We start from the raw sequence: 16,713 nt of genomic DNA, 5'->3' as shown, positions 1-16,713 counted from the left end.
GCCAGCGCGCCCCACTCCATTGTGTCGGCTGCTACGATTCAATACAGCCGACCCTCGATGTTTCATGCTCGAACCATAACAGGAGACCCCGATGCCAGAAGTCATCCCGTCGATCAGCAGCGAGTTCGACAGCCTGTTGCCAGCCGCACGGCTGGGCCGCCGCGAGTTTGTCGCGACCCTCGCCGCCACCGGATTCGCCCTCGCGGTACAGCCGGTGCACGCCACCACCATAATCAGCACCGATACCAAGGGGCTGGATGCAGGCGAGGACAGGATCAAGGTCGGCAACGTTGAACTGCCCGTCTATTCTGCCCGACCGACCGGCGGCGCGAAATTGCCGACGGTGCTCGTGGTGCAGGAAATCTTCGGCGTGCATGAGCATATCCGCGACGTGTGCCGCCGCCTGGCCAAGGCCGGCTATCTCGCGATCGCACCCGAGCTGTACTTCCGCCAGGGCGATCCGACCAAGGTCGACAACGTCGGCGCGATCATCGCGGGCATCGTGTCCAAGGTCCCGGACGCCCAAGTCATGGAGGACCTCGATACCTGCGCCGCATGGGCCACCGGCCAGGGCGGCGACCCTGAGCGGCTGGCGATCACCGGGTTCTGCTGGGGCGGCCGCATCGCCTGGCTGTATGCCGCGCGCAACCCGAAGCTGAAAGCCGCGGTTGCCTGGTACGGCCGTCTCGACGGCGCGCCTTCCGAGCTGACGCCACAGCATCCGATCGATGTGGTCGCGGGTCTTCATGCACCGGTGCTCGGGCTATATGGGGGCAAGGACCAGGGCATTCCGCTCGAAGATGTGGAGGCCATGCGCGCCGCACTCAAGGCCGCGGGCAAAGCCGGCGAGATCGTGGTGTACCCGGAGGCCCCCCATGCCTTCCATGCCGACTACCGTCCGAGTTTTCGTCCCACCGAAGCCGCGGACGGGTGGCAGCGCTTGCTCGACTGGTTCAGCCGCAACGGCGTATAGGCCGTTACCGTCACCGGTCTGACCGCCCTGCCGATGCCGAAGGCGTAGCCGAAGCGACGCCTTCGCTGCATACCACCTGGCTCCTTGCCTCGCCGGGCGGCTGATCCGCACGCACCAAGCCCATTCCGGCCAGCAGACCAAAAGCGATACCACAGGCGATCGCCACCAGCCCGGTGAGCAAACGCCACAAGCGCTTGTACATCCCGTCTCTCCCGCGCCCACGACCCGGCGCATGTTCAGGCTGGAGGTTTGACGGTACATTCGGACGCGCGTTCCGCCGATCTCGCGGCAGCCTCCTCGATGGCCAGTTCCTGCAGCAGGCGCCCGGCGACCAGGCCATTGACCAGACCGAACAGCACCGCCGCGGCGGCGAATACCGGCACCAGGTAGAACACGCCATCGTGCGGCACCAGCCACAGCCGGGCCACCACCAATTGCGCGCCGATATGGGCAAATGCGGCGAGGATGCTGTGACTCACCGGACCGAACCAGCGCCGCGGCAGGTGCATCGCCAGGCCCAGCACCAGCAGGCTGGCGACCGCGCCAGACAGGCTGAGGAAAAACCCCGGGGCGAGAAACTGCCCGAGCAGCAGGCTGCCGGCAAACACCCGCAGCAGCGAAACCCACACCGCCTCGCGCCAGCCCCAGCGCGCCAGTACCACCAGGGTGACGATGTTGGCCAAGCCCGGCTTGACCCCGGGCAACGGCAGCGGAATGGCCGCCTCGGCCACCGTCAGCACGATCGCCGCCGCCGCATGGCGCGCAATGCGACGGTCTTCGACCGTCGGCTTCAGTTCAATAGTTGAGCGAGTCATAGTCGGTACCGCGCCCGGTGAGCACCAGGCTGACTTCATTGGGCGCGCAGATCGCCACCGCGCCGGCACGATCGAGCCATCCCTGGCGCACGCAATACTGACGCGGCCCTGGGTCGGACGCGACCCGAGCGCGCCCGGGTTCGATCTGGATCAGGGTCGTGCCCAGCGGCCCGGCAACCTCGATGGTACGGGCACGCGACAGATCGGTCTCGGCAACGACCTTGCCGCCGGCACGCACGATCGCGCCGTCGGGCGCGCCTGCGGTCCACAGGCCGACACCGGAATAGACGCATAGCCCCAGCCCCGCCGCGATGACCAGCCAGTCACCCGGTCGCAGCAGCGCCCGCCAGTCGGCCGGAATGCGGATCACTTGCCGGCGGCGGCAGCCCGGTCGGCCTCACGCCGCGCCGCGGAGCGATGCCGCACGAGCACCTGGGCGTTGTCGCGGAAACGCTGCGCCAGCCACTCGGCGATATAGACCGAGCGATGCTGGCCCCCGGTGCAGCCGATCGCGACGGTCAGGTAACTGCGGTTGTCGCGGATATAGCACGGCAGCCAGTTGGCAAGGAAGCGGCGGATATCTTCGGCCATGCGGCCGACCTCGGGGATTCGTTCGAGGAAGTCGATGACCGGCTGATCGCGCCCGGTGAGCGGACGCAGGCGCGGATCGTAATGCGGATTGGGCAGACAGCGCACGTCGAACACCAGATCGGCGTCCATCGGGATGCCGTGCTTGAAGCCGAACGACTGGAACATCAGCGTCAGCCCGGATCCCGCCTCGGCGTGGATGAAATCCTTCACCCACGCGCGCAAGGTGTTCGGGTGCATGTCGCTGGTATCGATGCGGTGCCCCAGCTCCGAGATCGGTGCCAGCGCATCGCGCTCGCGCTGGATGGCCTCGTCCAGCGTAATCCCTTCGTCGGCCAGCGGATGGCGGCGGCGGGTTTCGGAAAAGCGTGCGATCAGGGTGTCGTCACGGGCTTCGAGGAAGATGAAGCGCAGGTCGGTGACGATTTCGCGCAAGGTGTCGAGCTGCTGGGGCAGCGCCGCAATGCTCGCGCCCGAGCGCACATCCACCGCTACCGCCACCCGATGGTAGCCCCCGCCGTGCAGGGTCGCCACCAGTTGCGGCAACAGCGTCGCCGGCAGGTTATCCACCACGAAATAGCTCGCGTCTTCGAGCACATTGAGCGCAATGCTCTTGCCCGAACCCGACAGCCCACTGATCAGTACGATCTGCATGACACCAGACAGAAAAAGAGGTGAGGCCACTATAACGGAAGCACAGCCCGAAGAGTTCTGCCCCGTTCGCGCAGCCGGTGATCAATCGACCTCGGCGCGGAGCCGACGTTCAGCCCGGCTCACCCAGAGGTCGGCGTGGTCGATGCCGAGCCGCCGCGGGTCGAACTGCGGTTGCAGGTGGCCGGCCTGCTGTTGATCCTCGTAGTCCTTCAGGGCGAGCATGGCGGGCTGGCGCAACACCACGATGGCGACGATGTTGAGCCACGCCATGATGCCGACGCCGATGTCGCCCAGGCCCCAGGCCAGCTCGCTGGTGCGAACGCAGCCATACAGCGCGGAGGCAATCAGGACCACGCGCAGCAGGAACACCATGATGTCCGAATGTACATTACGGGTGAGATAGGCGAGATTGGTCTCGGCGATATAGTAGTAAGCGAGCACGGTGGTGAAGGCGAAGAAGAACAGCGCCACCGCCACGAACACGCTACCGAAACCGGGTAATACCGACTCCATCGCTGCCTGGGTGTAGCCGGTGCCGACCGCGATGCCGGCCAGGCCGGTGAAGATCGGCGCCCCGTCCGGGCCGCTGACGTTGTAGGTGCCGGCGATCAGGATCATGAAGGCGGTGGCCGAACACACGAAGAGGGTGTCGATGTACACCGAAAAGGCCTGTACCAGCCCCTGCGCCGCCGGGTGCGACACTTCCGCCGCCGCCGCCGCATGCGGCCCCGAGCCCTGCCCCGCCTCGTTGGAATACACGCCGCGCTTCACCCCCCACTGGATCGCCAGGCCGATCATGGCGCCGAAGCCGGCCTCGAAGCCGAAGGCCGACGACAGAATGAGCCCGATCACGCCCGGCAGCTTCTCGATGTTCAGGACGATCACCACCGCCGCCGCCAGCACATAGCCCAGCGCCATGAACGGCACCACGATCTGGGTCACCTGGGCGATGCGGCGTACGCCACCGAACACGATCACTCCGAGCAGGATGACGATCACCGTGCCGGTCACCGCCGGGGCCACGCCAAAGGCGTTCTCCATGGCCACCGCGATGCTGTTGGTCTGCACCCCGGGGAGCAGCAGACCGTTGGCAAACACGGTGACCAGGGCGAACACGATGGCGTAGGCGCGCCAACCCAGTCCGGCTTCGATGTAGTACGCCGGTCCACCGCGATACAAACCGTGGTGCTTGATCTTGTAGATCTGCCCGAGGGTGGATTCGATGTAGGCGGTGGACGCGCCGAGGAAGGCCACCATCCACATCCAGAACACCGCGCCCGGCCCGCCGAAGGCAATCGCCGTGGCCACGCCGGCGATGTTGCCGGTGCCGACGCGGCCGGAGAGGGCGATGGTCAGGGCCTGAAACGACGATACGCCGGCCTCGGAACTGCGGCCGCGGAACATCTGCCGCACCATTTCGGCCAGATGGCGGACCTGCATGAAGCGGGTCTTGAGTGAGAAATACAGCCCGACCGCGAGGCATAGATAGACCAGCGCGGGGCTCCACACCAGGCTGTTGATGCCATCGACCCACTGTTCCATGCTTGGCTCCCCGCGTTCGCGCAATGACCGGCATTGTATGCCGGCCGGCTCGGGCCGGGCGCGCCCACTGCACCATCCGCAGTGCTCAGCGCGCGACCAGATCCGGGCCTTCGCGCAGGGCGACGCCGGCACGTTCGAGCTCGCCCACCAGCCATGCCGCGAGCGCATCCGGGCTCATGCCGAGGAACCGGGCATTCGCCTCGCGATAGAGCGGCGTCTCGGCCAGGTGCTGCGGCAACGCGTCGAGCGCCATGCGACGGGTGGCCATCAGCGCAAAGCTCATGCACCCGCGAATCGCGTTGCGCGCCATCCGCGCGCCGTCGTCCTCGAACGCACGCAGACGGGCGAAGGCGCGTTCGAGCGCATCGTCGAAGTCGGAGAAGGGCGCGCCATGGCCGGGAATCACCGCATCCACTGCCAGCCGGCCGATCGCCTCCAGCGTGCGGCGCGCCTCGCCGAGCCCGTCCCCGGTGCCGAGCACGTCGGCGAACAGGATGCCGAAGCCGTCGCGCCACAGCGCATCGCCCGAGATCAGGATGCGACGCTCGGCGTTGTAATAGGCCAGTGCGTCCATGTCGTGGCCGGGCACTGCGAGTGCCTGCCATTCGAGTTCGCCGGCGACGAAGCGCGCGTCCGGCTGGAGCAGTGCATCGGCGGAAAAGCGCTCGCCGACCTGGCGTGCGGTACTCAGCAGCAGCGCGTCCTCGTCCCAGCACGCGATGGCGTCGGCCATGCCCGCCGGCACCGTGATCGTGCAGCCGAACGCGCGCTGCACCGCGGCGTTGCCACCGATGTGGTCGGAGTGCGAGTGGGTGTTGATCAGGTGGCGCAGGCGGCGCCCGTCGAGCGCGGCGCGCACCAGGGCCACGGTCTGGTCGGCATGGGTGAGGTAGCCGGTGTCGATCAGGGTGGCGTCATCGCCGTCGAACAGCAGGATGTTGTTGGCCGACAGCCAGCCGCGCTCGAATACCTGGAGACTGGCCGGAAAGCGCAGTGCGGCGCTCAATCACTGCCCTCGCCCACCTGTGCCGCCACGTTGGGCGGCAGCGGCGCGGGTTTGGGCGGCTGCAGGTCGGCCGGCGGCGGCGGAACCGGCACGCCATTGATCTCGTCCGCGGTCCGGCCGCAGCCGAGGCAGACCCCGGCATCCCAGTCGATCATGCACACTCCGACACACAGCGCGTCGCTCATGCGCCCGCTCCTTCAATGTCCGCCAGCGGCGCCAGGCCGAGCAGGTCACGCCGATCGGCCACCGCGGCAAGGATCCGGCGCTTGTCGGCATCGCTCGCCCGGCTCCAGCGCGTGATCTCGTCGATACTGCGCTGACAGCCCTCGCACCAGCCGGTGTCGGCGCTCATATGGCAAATGTTGATGCAGGGTGATGCGATGCTCATTGCGTTTCCTGTTCAGTTTGTACCCGCCGCCATCGCCCGTTTGGCCAGCACCGCGCGGGCGACCCGCGAAGCGGGAGCGCGTCCGAGTTCGGCGCTGATCCAGGCGGCGGTATCGACCAGGCGTTCGAGGTCGATGCCGGTATGGATGCCCATGCCACTCAGCAACCAGACCACGTCCTCGGTGGCAACGTTCCCCGACGCGCCGGCGGCGTAAGGGCAGCCGCCGAGCCCGCCGACCGAGGCGTCGTACACGGCCACCCCCATCTGCAGCGAGGCGTGGATGTTGGCCACCGCCATGCCGTAGGTGTCGTGGTAGTGGCCGGCAAGCCGCTGCACCGGCACCCGCCGCATCACCGCCTCGAGCATGCGCTGCACGGTGACCGGATTGCCCGAACCGATGGTATCGCCGAGCGAGATTTCATAACACCCCATCGACAGCAGGGTTTCCGCCACTTCGGCGACCTTGTCCGGGGCCACCGCCCCTTCGTAGGGGCAGCCGGCCACGCACGACACATAGCCGCGCACCTTCACCCCGGCGGCCTGCGCCGCCGCGGTGAGCGGACGAAAGCGTTCGAGCGATTCGGCGATCGAACAGTTGATGTTCTTCTGGCTGAAGGACTCGGACGCTGCGCCGAACACTGCGACCTCGCGCGCGCCCGCCGCGAGCGCGGCCTCGAAGCCCTTCAGGTTGGGGGTCAGCACCGGGTAGTCCACGCCCGGCGCCGGCGTCGCCAGCACCCGGCCGAGCACCTCGGTGTTGTCACCCATCTGCGGCACCCACTTCGGCGACACGAAGGAGGTGGCTTCGATGGTCTTCAGCCCGGCCGCGGCCAGGCGGCGGATCAGCTCGACCTTGGTGTCGGCGGACACCAGCTGCTTCTCGTTCTGCAGCCCGTCGCGCGGGCCGACCTCGACGATGCGCACGCGCGCAGGAAGGGGGTTCGACATGCAATTCTCCATCATGGTGACGACCGACTCAGGCGGAGCGCGCGTCGTCGATGCCCAGCTCTTCCTTCATCTTCTGGCGGATCAGGAATTTCTGGATCTTGCCGGTCACCGTCATCGGAAAGCTGTCGACGAAGCGGATGTGGCGCGGAATCTTGTAGTGCGCAATCTGGCCCTGGCAGAAGGCACGCACCTCGTCTTCGGTGAGGGTGCCTTCCTCGCGCGCGATGATCCAGGCGCACAGCTCCTCGCCGTACTTGACGTCGGGCACCCCCACCACCTGCACGTCGAGCACCTTGGGGTGGCGATAGAGGAACTCCTCGATCTCGCGCGGATAGATGTTCTCGCCGCCGCGGATCACCATGTCCTTGATCCGGCCGACGATCCTGCAATAGCCCTCGTCGTCGATGGTGGCGAGGTCGCCGGTGTGCATCCAGCCGGCGACATCGATCGCTTCGCGCGTTTTCTGTTCGTCGCCCCAGTAGCCGAGCATCACCGAATAGCCACGGGTGCATAGCTCGCCCGGGGTGCCGCGCGGCACGATGTGGCCTTCGTTGTCGACGATCTTGACCTCGCAGTGGGGCTGGATGCGGCCGACGGTGGACACCCGGCGGTCGAGCGGGTCGTCGGTGCCGCTCTGGAAGCTCACCGGCGAGGTCTCGGTCATGCCGTAGGCGATGGTCACCTCACGCATGTGCATCTTGTCGATCACCCGCTTCATGACCTCGATCGGGCACGGGCTGCCGGCCATGATCCCGGTGCGCAGTGCCGCCAGGTCGAACTCGGCAAAGCGCGGATGGTCGAGCGCGGCGATGAACATGGTCGGCACCCCATACAGCGCGGTGCATCTCTCCTCGGCCACCGCCTCGAGGACCGCCAGCGGCTCGAAGGCCTCGCCCGGATACACCATGGTGGCGCCGTGAGTCAGGCAACCGAGGTTGCCCATCACCATGCCGAAACAGTGGTACAGCGGCACCGGGATGCACAGGCGGTCGCCCGCCACCAGCCCGATCGCCTCACCGACGAAATAGCCGTTGTTGAGAATGTTGTGGTGCGACAGGGTCGCACCCTTGGGGTGGCCGGTGGTACCCGAGGTGAACTGGATGTTGATCGGATCGTCGAACTGCAGCTTCTCGCTCAGCAGCGCCAGCGCGGTGAGCTCGTCGCGCGCCGGCGCCTTGAGCAGGTCGTCGAAATTGAGCATGCCGGGCGTACACTCGACCCCCTGGCGGATCACGAACTCCAGGGTCGGCAGCACATGGCTGCGCAGCAGGCCGGGCTCGCAGTGACCCAGTTCGGGCGCCAACTCGGCGAGCATTTCGAGGTAGTTGCTGCTCTTGAAGGTCGGCGACAGCACCAGCGCACGGCAGCCGACCTTGTTCAGCGCGTACTCGAGCTCGGCGCGGCGATAGGCCGGGTTGATGTTGACCAGCACCAGCCCCGCCTTGGCGCTGGCGAACTGGGTCAGCGCCCACTCCAGGTTGTTCTGCGACCAGATCCCGATACGCTCGCCCGGCTGCAGCCCCAGCCGCATCAGCCCGCAGGCCAGGGCATCGACCTTGTTTTTGAGTCCGGCATAGGTCAGACGCACGCCCTGGTGGCGCACCACCAACGCATCGCGTTCCGCATGGCGGGCGCAGGCTTCGTCGAAGAAACGGCCGATGGTCTGGCCGATCAGCGCCTTTTCGGAGGCGCCATGTACATAGCTCAGTGTGCTCATTCTTGTGATGTCTCCTCGTTCCCATGCAGCTCGCCCACGCAGGCCGGTAGGGCGGGTTTCAACCCGCCGCAAGTGGCGATCCGGGCATGCCCCCCCGGCCCGAGCATCGTGGCCGACTGAGCGGCCCTACAAAACCCGCTGCTACCATGCCATTCCGGGCGGCCTTCAGCCCGCCTCGAACTCGACCAGCTCGGCGCCATCGGTCACCTGGTCGCCCACCGCGAAGCGGAAGGCCTTCACCGTGCCGGCGGCCGGTGCGTTGATGGTGTGCTCCATCTTCATCGCTTCCAGGATCAGCAGCGGCGCGCCCTTCTCCACCTTGGCGCCGGCGGTGGCGATCAGCGCGATCACCTTGCCCGGCATCGGCGCCAGCAGGCCGCCCTCGGCACCGCCGCCTTCGCCGCCGAAATGCAGCGGGTCGACCGCGGCGAGCTGCCACGCACGGCCCTTGGCAAAGACGTGGCGACGGCCGGCGGCGGCGATCACGGTGGCGTCCATCCGGGTGCCGTCCAGTTCCACCCGCAGCAGACCGCGGGCATTAAGCTCGCCACGCGCCTCGACACTGCGGCCGCCGATCCCGAGCCGGTAGGCGCCGGGCAGGTAGGCGACGTCGACGGTGTGCTCGGCCTCGCCGTGGCGGAACATCAGCGCACGCCGGGCGGTGGCGTTGAGCCGCCAACCGTCGCGCGCATGCCACGGCGAGTGCGGATCGGTATTGCGCCCGGCAGCTTTCCCGGCACGCGCGGACTCGCGCAGCAGCTCGGCCAGCGCGGCGATCAGGAACACCTCGTCGGGCACGGTTTCGCCCTCCGGGAACAGATAGGCCTTCTCGCGTTCGATCAGGCCGGTGTCGAGATCGGCGCCGGCAAAGGCCGGGCAGGCGGTGAGCCGCGACAGGAATTCGATGTTGTTCGACACCCCGACCACGCGGTAGTCGGCCAGCGCCTGCAGCATGCGCGCGAGCGCACGGTCGCGGTTCACGTCCCAGACGATGAGCTTGGCGATCATCGGGTCGTAGTGCGGGCTGATCTCGTCGCCCTCCTCGACCCCGGTGTCGACCCGCACATGCAGGTCCTCGGCGGGCGGGGCGAGGTGCACGAGTTTGCCGGTCGAGGGCAGGAAGCCCTTGGCCGGGTCCTCGGCGTAGATCCGCGCCTCCAGCGCATGGCCGCGGATCTGCAGCTGCTCCTGGGCGAGCGGCAGCGGCTCGCCGGACGCGACGCGCAACTGCCATTCGACCAGGTCCAGGCCGGTGATCATCTCGGTCACCGGGTGCTCGACCTGCAGCCGGGTGTTCATCTCCATGAAGTAGAAGGTACCGTCCTGGTTGGCGATGAACTCCACCGTGCCGGCCCCGACGTAGCCCACCGCCTTGGCCGCCTCGACCGCGGCCTTGCCCATCGCGGCGCGGCGCTCGGCAGTCATGCCCGGCGCGGGCGCCTCTTCGAGCACCTTCTGGTGACGCCGCTGCACCGAGCAGTCGCGCTCGAACAGATACACGCAGTCGCCGAAGCTGTCGCCGAACACCTGGATCTCGATGTGGCGCGGACGGGTGATGTACTTCTCGATCAGCACATGGTCGTCGCCGAAGCTGGAGATCGCTTCGCGCTTGCACGAGGCGAGCAGGTCGATGAAGTCCTCGGACTTCTCCACCAGCCGCATGCCCTTGCCGCCACCACCGGCCGCGGCCTTGATCAGCACCGGGTAACCGATGCCGTCGGCCTGCTGGTGCAGGTGCGCGGGGTCCTGCTCGTCGCCGTGGTAACCCGGCGTAAGCGGCACACCGGCCGCACCCATGATCTTCTTCGCCTCGGACTTCGAGCCCATGGCGCGAATGGCGGATACCGGCGGGCCGATGAAGACGATGCCGGCTTCGTCACAGGCGTGGCAGAAGGCCTCGTTCTCGGACAGGAAGCCGTAGCCGGGGTGGATCGCCTGCGCGCCGGTGGCCTTGGCTGCGGCGATGATCTTGTCGATCACCAGATAGCTTTCCTTGACCGCTGCCGGGCCGATCAGCACCGCTTCGTCGGCCATGCGCACGTGGCGTGCGTTGGCATCGGCCTCGGAATACACCGCCACCGTCTTCACGCCCATGCGGCGGGCGGTCTTGATGACGCGGCAGGCGATCTCGCCTCTATTGGCGATCAGGATCTTGTCGAACACTATTTTTCTCCTTGTTCCTGCGAAACCCAGGCGGCCGGGCGCTTGGCGAGGAAGGCGTCGAGGCCCTCCCTTGCTTCGGGCGTGGCGCGCAGGCTGGAAATGCGCCGCGCGGTGTCTTCCACCACCGCGTCGGACAGCGGGCGGTTGGCGACCGCGCGGATCAGGTCCTTGGCCGCGGCCTGCGCCTTGGGCCCGCCCTGCAGCAGGGACTGGACGATCTCTTCCACCCTGGCGTCGAGCACGTCGGCACCCACCACCTCATGGGCGAGACCAATCTCTGCCGCACGCGCGGCGCCGATGCGCTCGGCGGTCTGAAAGTAGCGATAGGACTGGCGCTCGCCGATGGCGCGGATCACATAGGGGCTGATCGCCGCCGGAATGATCCCGAACTTGACCTCGGAGGTGGCGAACACCGCCTTGTCCGCGGCCACGCAGATGTCGCAGGCCGAGGCCAGGCCCATGCCGCCGCCCAGCGCCGCGCCATGCACACGCGCGATGGTCGGTTTGTTGATCCCGGCCAGGGTGCGCAGCATGCCGGCGAGCTTCATCGCATCGGCGAAGTTCTCCGCCTCGCTCGCCTCGCCCGCGGCCTTCATCCAGTTGAGGTCGGCGCCGGCGGAAAAGCTCTTGCCCCGCCCCGCCAGCACCACCACGCGCACCGCCTCGTCACCGTCGAGTTGCCGGAAGGCGGCGGTGAGCTCGGCGATCAGTTGCGCGTTGAAGGCGTTGTGCACATCCGGGCGGTTCATCCACACCGTGGCCACGCCCTGCTTCAGTTCGATTTCCAGCGTTTCGTACATCGTGTCTCCTCGCCTCGGGTGGGCGGATTCAATCACTATCGAATAGCCCGATTACATCCGGAACACGCCGAACTTGGTCGGTGCGATCGGCGCATTCAGCGCCGCCGACAGGCTCAGCCCCAGCGTGCGCCGGGTCTGCGCCGGGTCGATCACGCCGTCGTCCCACATCCGCGCGGTGGCGTAATAGGGATGACCCTGGAGTTCGTACTGATCGCGGATCGGCGCCTTGAAGGCCTCCTCGTCGTCCTTGCTCCACGCCCCACCCTTGGTCTCGATGCCGTCGCGGCGCACGGTGGCGAGCACGCTGGCGGCCTGCTCGCCGCCCATCACGCTGATCCGGCTGTTGGGCCACATCCACAGGAAGCGCGGGCTGTAGGCGCGCCCGCACATTCCGTAGTTGCCGGCGCCGAAGCTGCCGCCGATCAGGGTGGTGATCTTGGGCACCTGCACGGTGGCGACCGCGGTCACCATCTTGGCGCCGTCCTTGGCGATGCCGGCATTCTCGTACTTGCGCCCGACCATGAAGCCGGTGATGTTCTGCAGGAACAGCAGCGGGATGCCGCGCTGACCGCACAGCTCGATGAAGTGCGCGCCTTTCTGCGCCGATTCGCCGAACAGGATGCCGTTGTTGGCGACGATGCCCACCGGGTAGCCGTAGAGCTGGGCGAAGCCGCACACCAGGGTGGTGCCGTAGCGCGCCTTGAACTCGTCGAAGCGCGAGCCGTCGACCACGCGGGCGATGATCTCGCGCACATCGAAGGGCTTGCGGCTGTCGGTGGGGATGATGCCGTAGATCTCTTCCGGGTCGTAGGCGGGCTCCTCGCCCTGCCCGAGCGCCAGATTGACCGGCTTGACCCGGTTCAGGTTGGAGACGATGCGCCGTGCCAGGTAGAGGGCGTGGGTGTCGTTCTCGGCCAGGTGGTCGGCCACGCCCGAGAGCCGCGTATGCACGTCGCCGCCGCCGAGGTCTTCGGCGGTGACCACTTCGCCGGTCGCGGCCTTCACCAGCGGCGGGCCGCCGAGGAAGATGGTGCCCTGATTGCGCACGATGATGGTTTCGTCCGACATCGCCGGCACGTAGGCGCCGCCCGCGGTGCACGAGCCCATCACCACCGCGATCTGCGGGATGCCCCTGGCGCTCATGTTGGCCTGGTTGTAGAAGATGCGGCCGAAATGGTCGCGATCGGGGAAGACCTCGTCCTGGCGCGGCAGGAAGGCACCGCCCGAGTCGACCAGGTAGACGCAGGGCAGGTTGTTCTGCTCGGCGATCTCCTGCGCGCGCAGGTGCTTCTTGACCGTCATCGGGTAGTAGGTGCCGCCCTTCACCGTGGCGTCGTTGGCCACGATCATGCACTCGACGCCCTGCACCCGGCCGATGCCGGTGATCACGCCGGCGGCCGGGGCCTCGTTGTCGTACATGCCCCAGGCCGCCATCTGCCCCACTTCGAGGAAGGGGGTGCCGGGGTCGAGCAGGTGGCCGACGCGGTCGCGCGGCAGCAGCTTGCCGCGCGCGGTGTGCTTGGCGCGGGCCGATTCGCCACCGCCCAGCGCAACCTCGGCGGCCTTGTCGCGCAGGTCTTCGACCAGCCCGCGCAGGGCCCTGGCGTTGGCCTGGAAGTCTTCGCTGCGCGGGTTGATCGCGGATTTGATGATGCTCATGGTGGCTCCCTGCCTCAGCGGGTTTCGGCGAACAGTTCGCGACCGATCAGCATGCGCCGGATCTCGCTGGTGCCGGCGCCGATCTCGTACAACTTGGCGTCGCGCCACAGGCGGCCCACCGCATATTCATTGGTATAGCCCACGCCGCCCAGGGTCTGGATCGCCTCGCCGGCCATCCAGGTCGCCTTCTCGGCGGTGTAGAGGATGACCCCGGCCGCATCCTTGCGCAGCGAGCGCGCATGATCGCTGCGGTCGCAGGCCTGGCCCACCGCATAGGCGTAGGCGCGGCAGGCGCTCCAGGTGGAGTACAGGTCGGCGACCTTGCCCTGCATCAGCTGGAACTCGCCGATCGGGGTGTCGAACTGCTTGCGCTCGTGCAGGAAGGGCACCACCGCGTCCATGCACGCCGCCATGATGCCGAGCGGGCCACCGGACAGCACCGCACGCTCGTAGTCGAGGCCGGACATCAGCACCTGCACGCCGCGGCCGATGTTGGCCTCGCCGCCGAGGACGTTCTCCGCCGGTACCTCGACGTCGTCGAAGAACAGCGGATAGGTGTTGGAGCCACGCATGCCGAGCTTGTCGAGGTGGGTGCCGCAGGAAAAACCCTTCATCCCCTTCTCGATGATGAAGGCGGTGATGCCGCGCGGGCCGGCATCGATGTCGGTCTTGGCATACACCACCAGGGTGTCGGCATCGCCGCCGTTGGTGATCCACATCTTGCTGCCGTTGAGGATGAAGCGGTCGCCGCTTTTGCCACCAACCCGGTCGGCGCGCAGCTTCATGCTCACCACGTCGGAGCCGGCATTGGGCTCGGACATCGCCAGCGCACCGACGTGGTCGCCGGAGATCAGTTTGGGCAGGTATTTCTGCTTCTGCGCCTCGGTGCCGTTGCGCCGGATCTGGTTGATGCACAGGTTGGAGTGCGCACCGTAGGACAGGCCGACCGAGGCCGACGCGCGCGAGATCTCCTCCATCGCGATGATGTGGGCGAGGTAACCCATGTCGGTGCCGCCGTATTCCTCGCTCACCGTCATGCCATGCACGCCGAGGTCGCCCAGCTTCTTCCACAGGTCGGCGGGGAACTCGTTCACGCGGTCGATCTCGGCGGCGCGCGGCGCGATCTCGGCCGCACAGAAATCGCGCAGGGTGTCGCGCAAGGCTTCGATCGTTTCGCCGAGGTTGAAGTCGAGGCTCGGAATGTGCATGGTCTGTCTCCTCCGTATGTTCGTCGCGTGATCGTGGCACGAACGGACGACACCTCGCCCGCCTGCCTCAGATTAGCCGAGCGTAGCCCGAAGCGCTGCGCGACAACTGCCATCGAGGTTGCAAATCCTGCCAATACGCCTAGGATTGGACCCCATGAAGATCCTCACCCCTTCCCCTGCCGAACTCACCCTGGGCCGCGCGGCTACGCCCATGGCCTTCATCCGTGCAATCATCCTCGGATACCGCCGACGGGGAATGGATCCGGCCAACGCGCTGCACCAGGCGCAGATCCCGGCGGATGCCCTCGACGACTCCGCCGCCCGCGTCACCGCCGCGCAAATGGAAGTGATCTCCGGCGTCGCCATGCAGGAACTCGACGACGAGGCCCTGGGCTGGTTCTCGCGCCGCCTGCCGTGGGGCAGCTACGGCATGCTGTGCCGTGCCTCGCTGAGCTCGCCGACGCTGGAGGTGGCACTCAAGCGCTGGTGCCGTCACCACCGCCTGCTGACCGAGGACCTGACCCTCTCCTTCAGCCAGCAGCGCGCCACCGCCACCATCCGCATCGCCGAGGCGCGCGCGCTCGGCGAGATGCGCGAGTTCTGCCTGGTCAGCACCCTGCGCTACCTGCTCGGCTACGCCTGCTGGCTGATCGATTCGCGCATCGCGCTGGCCGAGACCAGCCTGCCCTTCGCCGCCCCGCCCCACGCCGACGCCTACCCTTACCTCTTCCCCGGCCCGCTGCGCTTCGACGCCGACGCCGCCGGCTTCAGCTTCGACGCCCGCTACCTGGCGCTGCCGCTGCGCCGTGACGAACGCGCGCTGCAAACCATGCTGCAACGCGCGCTGCCGCTCACCGTACTGCAATACCGCCGCGACCGTCTGCTGGTGCACAGCGTCAGCCAGATCCTCACCGCCGACCCCGGCCACGCCCACACGGCCGACGACGTGGCCGCGCAACTCAACCTGTCGGTGCGAACGCTGCATCGCCAGCTGAAGGAAGAGGGCATCTCGCTGCAACGGCTGAAGAACGAAGCCCGCCGCGAGCGCGCGATCAAACTGCTGCTGCAGACCCGCAGGCCGGTGAAGCAGGTGGCGGCGGCCGTAGGATTCGACAGCGAGAAGAGCTTCGCGCGGGCGTTTCGGGAATGGATGGGGGTGGCACCGAGCCGGTTCAGGGAGGGAGCGCGGGGCCTGGCGCTCGATCAGGGTCGGCCTGAACGGCCGTCCGACTGACCAGGGGCGGCACCCAGGTCGGCGGGCGGATACACCCGTCCAAGGTGTTACCGGCAGGGAGCTCAGGGCGTGCGAGAGAACCGATAGAATAGATTCGGCTCGGAAAGAATGTAGATCTCGCCATTTCCATCAATGGCCACCCCCTCGGCCTGCGGAATCCCCTTGGTCAGGCCGTGCCACCCTGCCCGCAATACGAGCAGATCGAAGACGTTTCCGCTCCGGTCGAATTCGACCAGCAGTCGTGACTCGTCGCTGAGCAGGAACAGATGACCCGTGTTCTCGTGATAAGTCAGCGATGAGAGATCGTTGAGCATGATGCGCGCGGCCGCAGCGGGTTCCCATTCGCCGATACTCAAGCCGATTGTTCCTGCATTGAGAAGCTCCTCCAGGCCGCCAACTTCAAACACCCGCAGCGGCCGCTTTTCCTTGACCACGAACAGGCGTTTCCTGTCGCTGTCCCAGGACACCCCCTCGAAGCCGACATTGTTTCCGCCTTCGAAAGCCCAGCCCAACCAGGGAAGACCCTCGATACCTATTTCATCTGTCGTATCCTGAACCTGAACACGATATACCCGCTGAGTCCACTCATCGGTTATGAAGAAATAATCGTCATATTGATGCGATATTCCTTCCACATCGGCAAAACCCTTTAGCGGGATCGTTCTCAGCAGCTTCCCGTTGGTGTCCAATTCGGCGATCTGCGGCGGTTGATTGATGACCGTAAACAGCGTTTTTCGGAGCGGATGATAGGTTAGCCCGGAGGCATTCTTCGGGATGCCTTCAACCGGCTTCGCTTCAATGGTCACCTGATAATCGCGCAGGCCGAGGCTGGTCGAATGCGGGTCCAGCTGAGTGACATACGCCAGAATGAAGTGATAGCCGAGCGCGACACCCCCTGTGACCCAGGCGAATGGAACGGCAAGGATCATGATCAACAGCACGACAATGACAATACGTTTATTCATTTAGATTGGCGTTCGTTATACATAAGATCGTCCCCGACCAGCGCGCCGTGATG

17 protein-coding genes are annotated in these 16,713 nt (G+C 66.8%); 2 read left to right on the top strand and 15 right to left on the bottom strand.

What is annotated here, in order from left to right:
* Positions 1-91: 91 nt before the first annotated feature.
* The gene (locus tag AC3A35_RS14360; protein WP_487436818.1) at positions 92-973 is read left to right on the top strand and encodes a dienelactone hydrolase family protein; all 882 of its coding nucleotides are present in this window, start codon (positions 92-94) and stop codon (positions 971-973) included.
* A gap of 10 nt (positions 974-983) precedes the next feature.
* On the opposite strand, the gene AC3A35_RS14355 is transcribed toward AC3A35_RS14360, so the two are convergent.
* The 14 genes from AC3A35_RS14355 to AC3A35_RS14290 all read right to left on the bottom strand — a co-directional run bounded on the left by AC3A35_RS14355 (position 984) and on the right by AC3A35_RS14290 (position 14,461).
* Entirely contained in the window at positions 984-1,175 is a 192-nt protein-coding gene (locus AC3A35_RS14355; protein WP_487436817.1) for a hypothetical protein, read from the bottom strand.
* A 34-nt stretch (positions 1,176-1,209) separates the two neighbouring features.
* Complete coding sequence (locus tag AC3A35_RS14350) at positions 1,210-1,788, bottom strand: Gx transporter family protein (protein WP_487436816.1); 579 nt, start codon at positions 1,786-1,788, stop codon at positions 1,210-1,212.
* Positions 1,769-2,158 (bottom strand): NusG domain II-containing protein, encoded by a 390-nt coding sequence (locus AC3A35_RS14345; RefSeq protein WP_487436815.1) that lies wholly within the window; start codon positions 2,156-2,158, stop codon positions 1,769-1,771. The genes AC3A35_RS14350 and AC3A35_RS14345 overlap by 20 nt, the downstream gene beginning before the upstream one ends.
* The gene (gene rapZ, locus AC3A35_RS14340; RefSeq protein ID WP_487436814.1) at positions 2,155-3,030 is read right to left on the bottom strand and encodes an RNase adapter RapZ; all 876 of its coding nucleotides are present in this window, start codon (positions 3,028-3,030) and stop codon (positions 2,155-2,157) included. Before rapZ ends, AC3A35_RS14345 begins: the two co-directional genes overlap by 4 nt.
* 81 nt (positions 3,031-3,111) lie before the next feature.
* Positions 3,112-4,572 carry an alanine/glycine:cation symporter family protein gene (locus AC3A35_RS14335; protein ID WP_487436813.1) on the bottom strand — a complete coding sequence of 487 codons (1,461 nt, stop codon included), beginning with the start codon at positions 4,570-4,572 and terminating at the stop codon, positions 3,112-3,114.
* A gap of 85 nt (positions 4,573-4,657) precedes the next feature.
* On the bottom strand, positions 4,658-5,578 hold the full coding sequence (locus tag AC3A35_RS14330) for an MBL fold metallo-hydrolase (protein WP_487436812.1): 921 nt from the start codon (positions 5,576-5,578) through the stop codon (positions 4,658-4,660).
* On the bottom strand, positions 5,575-5,763 hold the full coding sequence (locus AC3A35_RS14325) for a DUF1289 domain-containing protein (RefSeq protein ID WP_487436811.1): 189 nt from the start codon (positions 5,761-5,763) through the stop codon (positions 5,575-5,577). Before AC3A35_RS14325 ends, AC3A35_RS14330 begins: the two co-directional genes overlap by 4 nt.
* Positions 5,760-5,966, bottom strand: coding sequence for a DUF1289 domain-containing protein (locus AC3A35_RS14320; protein WP_487436810.1), 207 nt, complete (start codon positions 5,964-5,966; stop codon positions 5,760-5,762). Before AC3A35_RS14320 ends, AC3A35_RS14325 begins: the two co-directional genes overlap by 4 nt.
* A gap of 12 nt (positions 5,967-5,978) precedes the next feature.
* Positions 5,979-6,914 carry a hydroxymethylglutaryl-CoA lyase gene (locus tag AC3A35_RS14315; protein WP_487436809.1) on the bottom strand — a complete coding sequence of 312 codons (936 nt, stop codon included), beginning with the start codon at positions 6,912-6,914 and terminating at the stop codon, positions 5,979-5,981.
* Between the two features lie 28 nt (positions 6,915-6,942).
* Entirely contained in the window at positions 6,943-8,631 is a 1,689-nt protein-coding gene (locus tag AC3A35_RS14310; protein ID WP_487436808.1) for an AMP-binding protein, read from the bottom strand.
* A 165-nt stretch (positions 8,632-8,796) separates the two neighbouring features.
* Positions 8,797-10,794, bottom strand: a complete 1,998-nt coding sequence (locus tag AC3A35_RS14305; protein WP_487436806.1) for an acetyl/propionyl/methylcrotonyl-CoA carboxylase subunit alpha — start codon at positions 10,792-10,794, stop codon at positions 8,797-8,799.
* Positions 10,794-11,594 (bottom strand): enoyl-CoA hydratase/isomerase family protein, encoded by an 801-nt coding sequence (locus AC3A35_RS14300; RefSeq protein WP_487436805.1) that lies wholly within the window; start codon positions 11,592-11,594, stop codon positions 10,794-10,796. The genes AC3A35_RS14305 and AC3A35_RS14300 overlap by 1 nt, the downstream gene beginning before the upstream one ends.
* A gap of 51 nt (positions 11,595-11,645) precedes the next feature.
* Positions 11,646-13,253, bottom strand: coding sequence for a carboxyl transferase domain-containing protein (locus tag AC3A35_RS14295; protein WP_487436804.1), 1,608 nt, complete (start codon positions 13,251-13,253; stop codon positions 11,646-11,648).
* Positions 13,254-13,267: 14 nt separating this feature from the next.
* Positions 13,268-14,461 (bottom strand): isovaleryl-CoA dehydrogenase, encoded by a 1,194-nt coding sequence (locus AC3A35_RS14290; RefSeq protein ID WP_487436803.1) that lies wholly within the window; start codon positions 14,459-14,461, stop codon positions 13,268-13,270.
* A gap of 154 nt (positions 14,462-14,615) precedes the next feature.
* Here AC3A35_RS14290 and AC3A35_RS14285 point away from each other — a divergent pair, with 154 nt between their 5' ends.
* Positions 14,616-15,695 (top strand): AraC family transcriptional regulator, encoded by a 1,080-nt coding sequence (locus AC3A35_RS14285; protein ID WP_487436802.1) that lies wholly within the window; start codon positions 14,616-14,618, stop codon positions 15,693-15,695.
* Between the two features lie 62 nt (positions 15,696-15,757).
* On the opposite strand, the gene AC3A35_RS14280 is transcribed toward AC3A35_RS14285, so the two are convergent.
* Positions 15,758-16,660, bottom strand: a complete 903-nt coding sequence (locus tag AC3A35_RS14280; RefSeq protein ID WP_487436801.1) for an SdiA-regulated domain-containing protein — start codon at positions 16,658-16,660, stop codon at positions 15,758-15,760.
* Positions 16,661-16,713: the final 53 nt, after the last annotated feature.

This window comes from Azoarcus sp. Soil_N_20 (assembly GCF_057656155.1).
The sequence above is the reverse complement of the archived record's forward strand: the minus strand, read 5'-3'. Positions and strand labels throughout refer to the sequence as shown.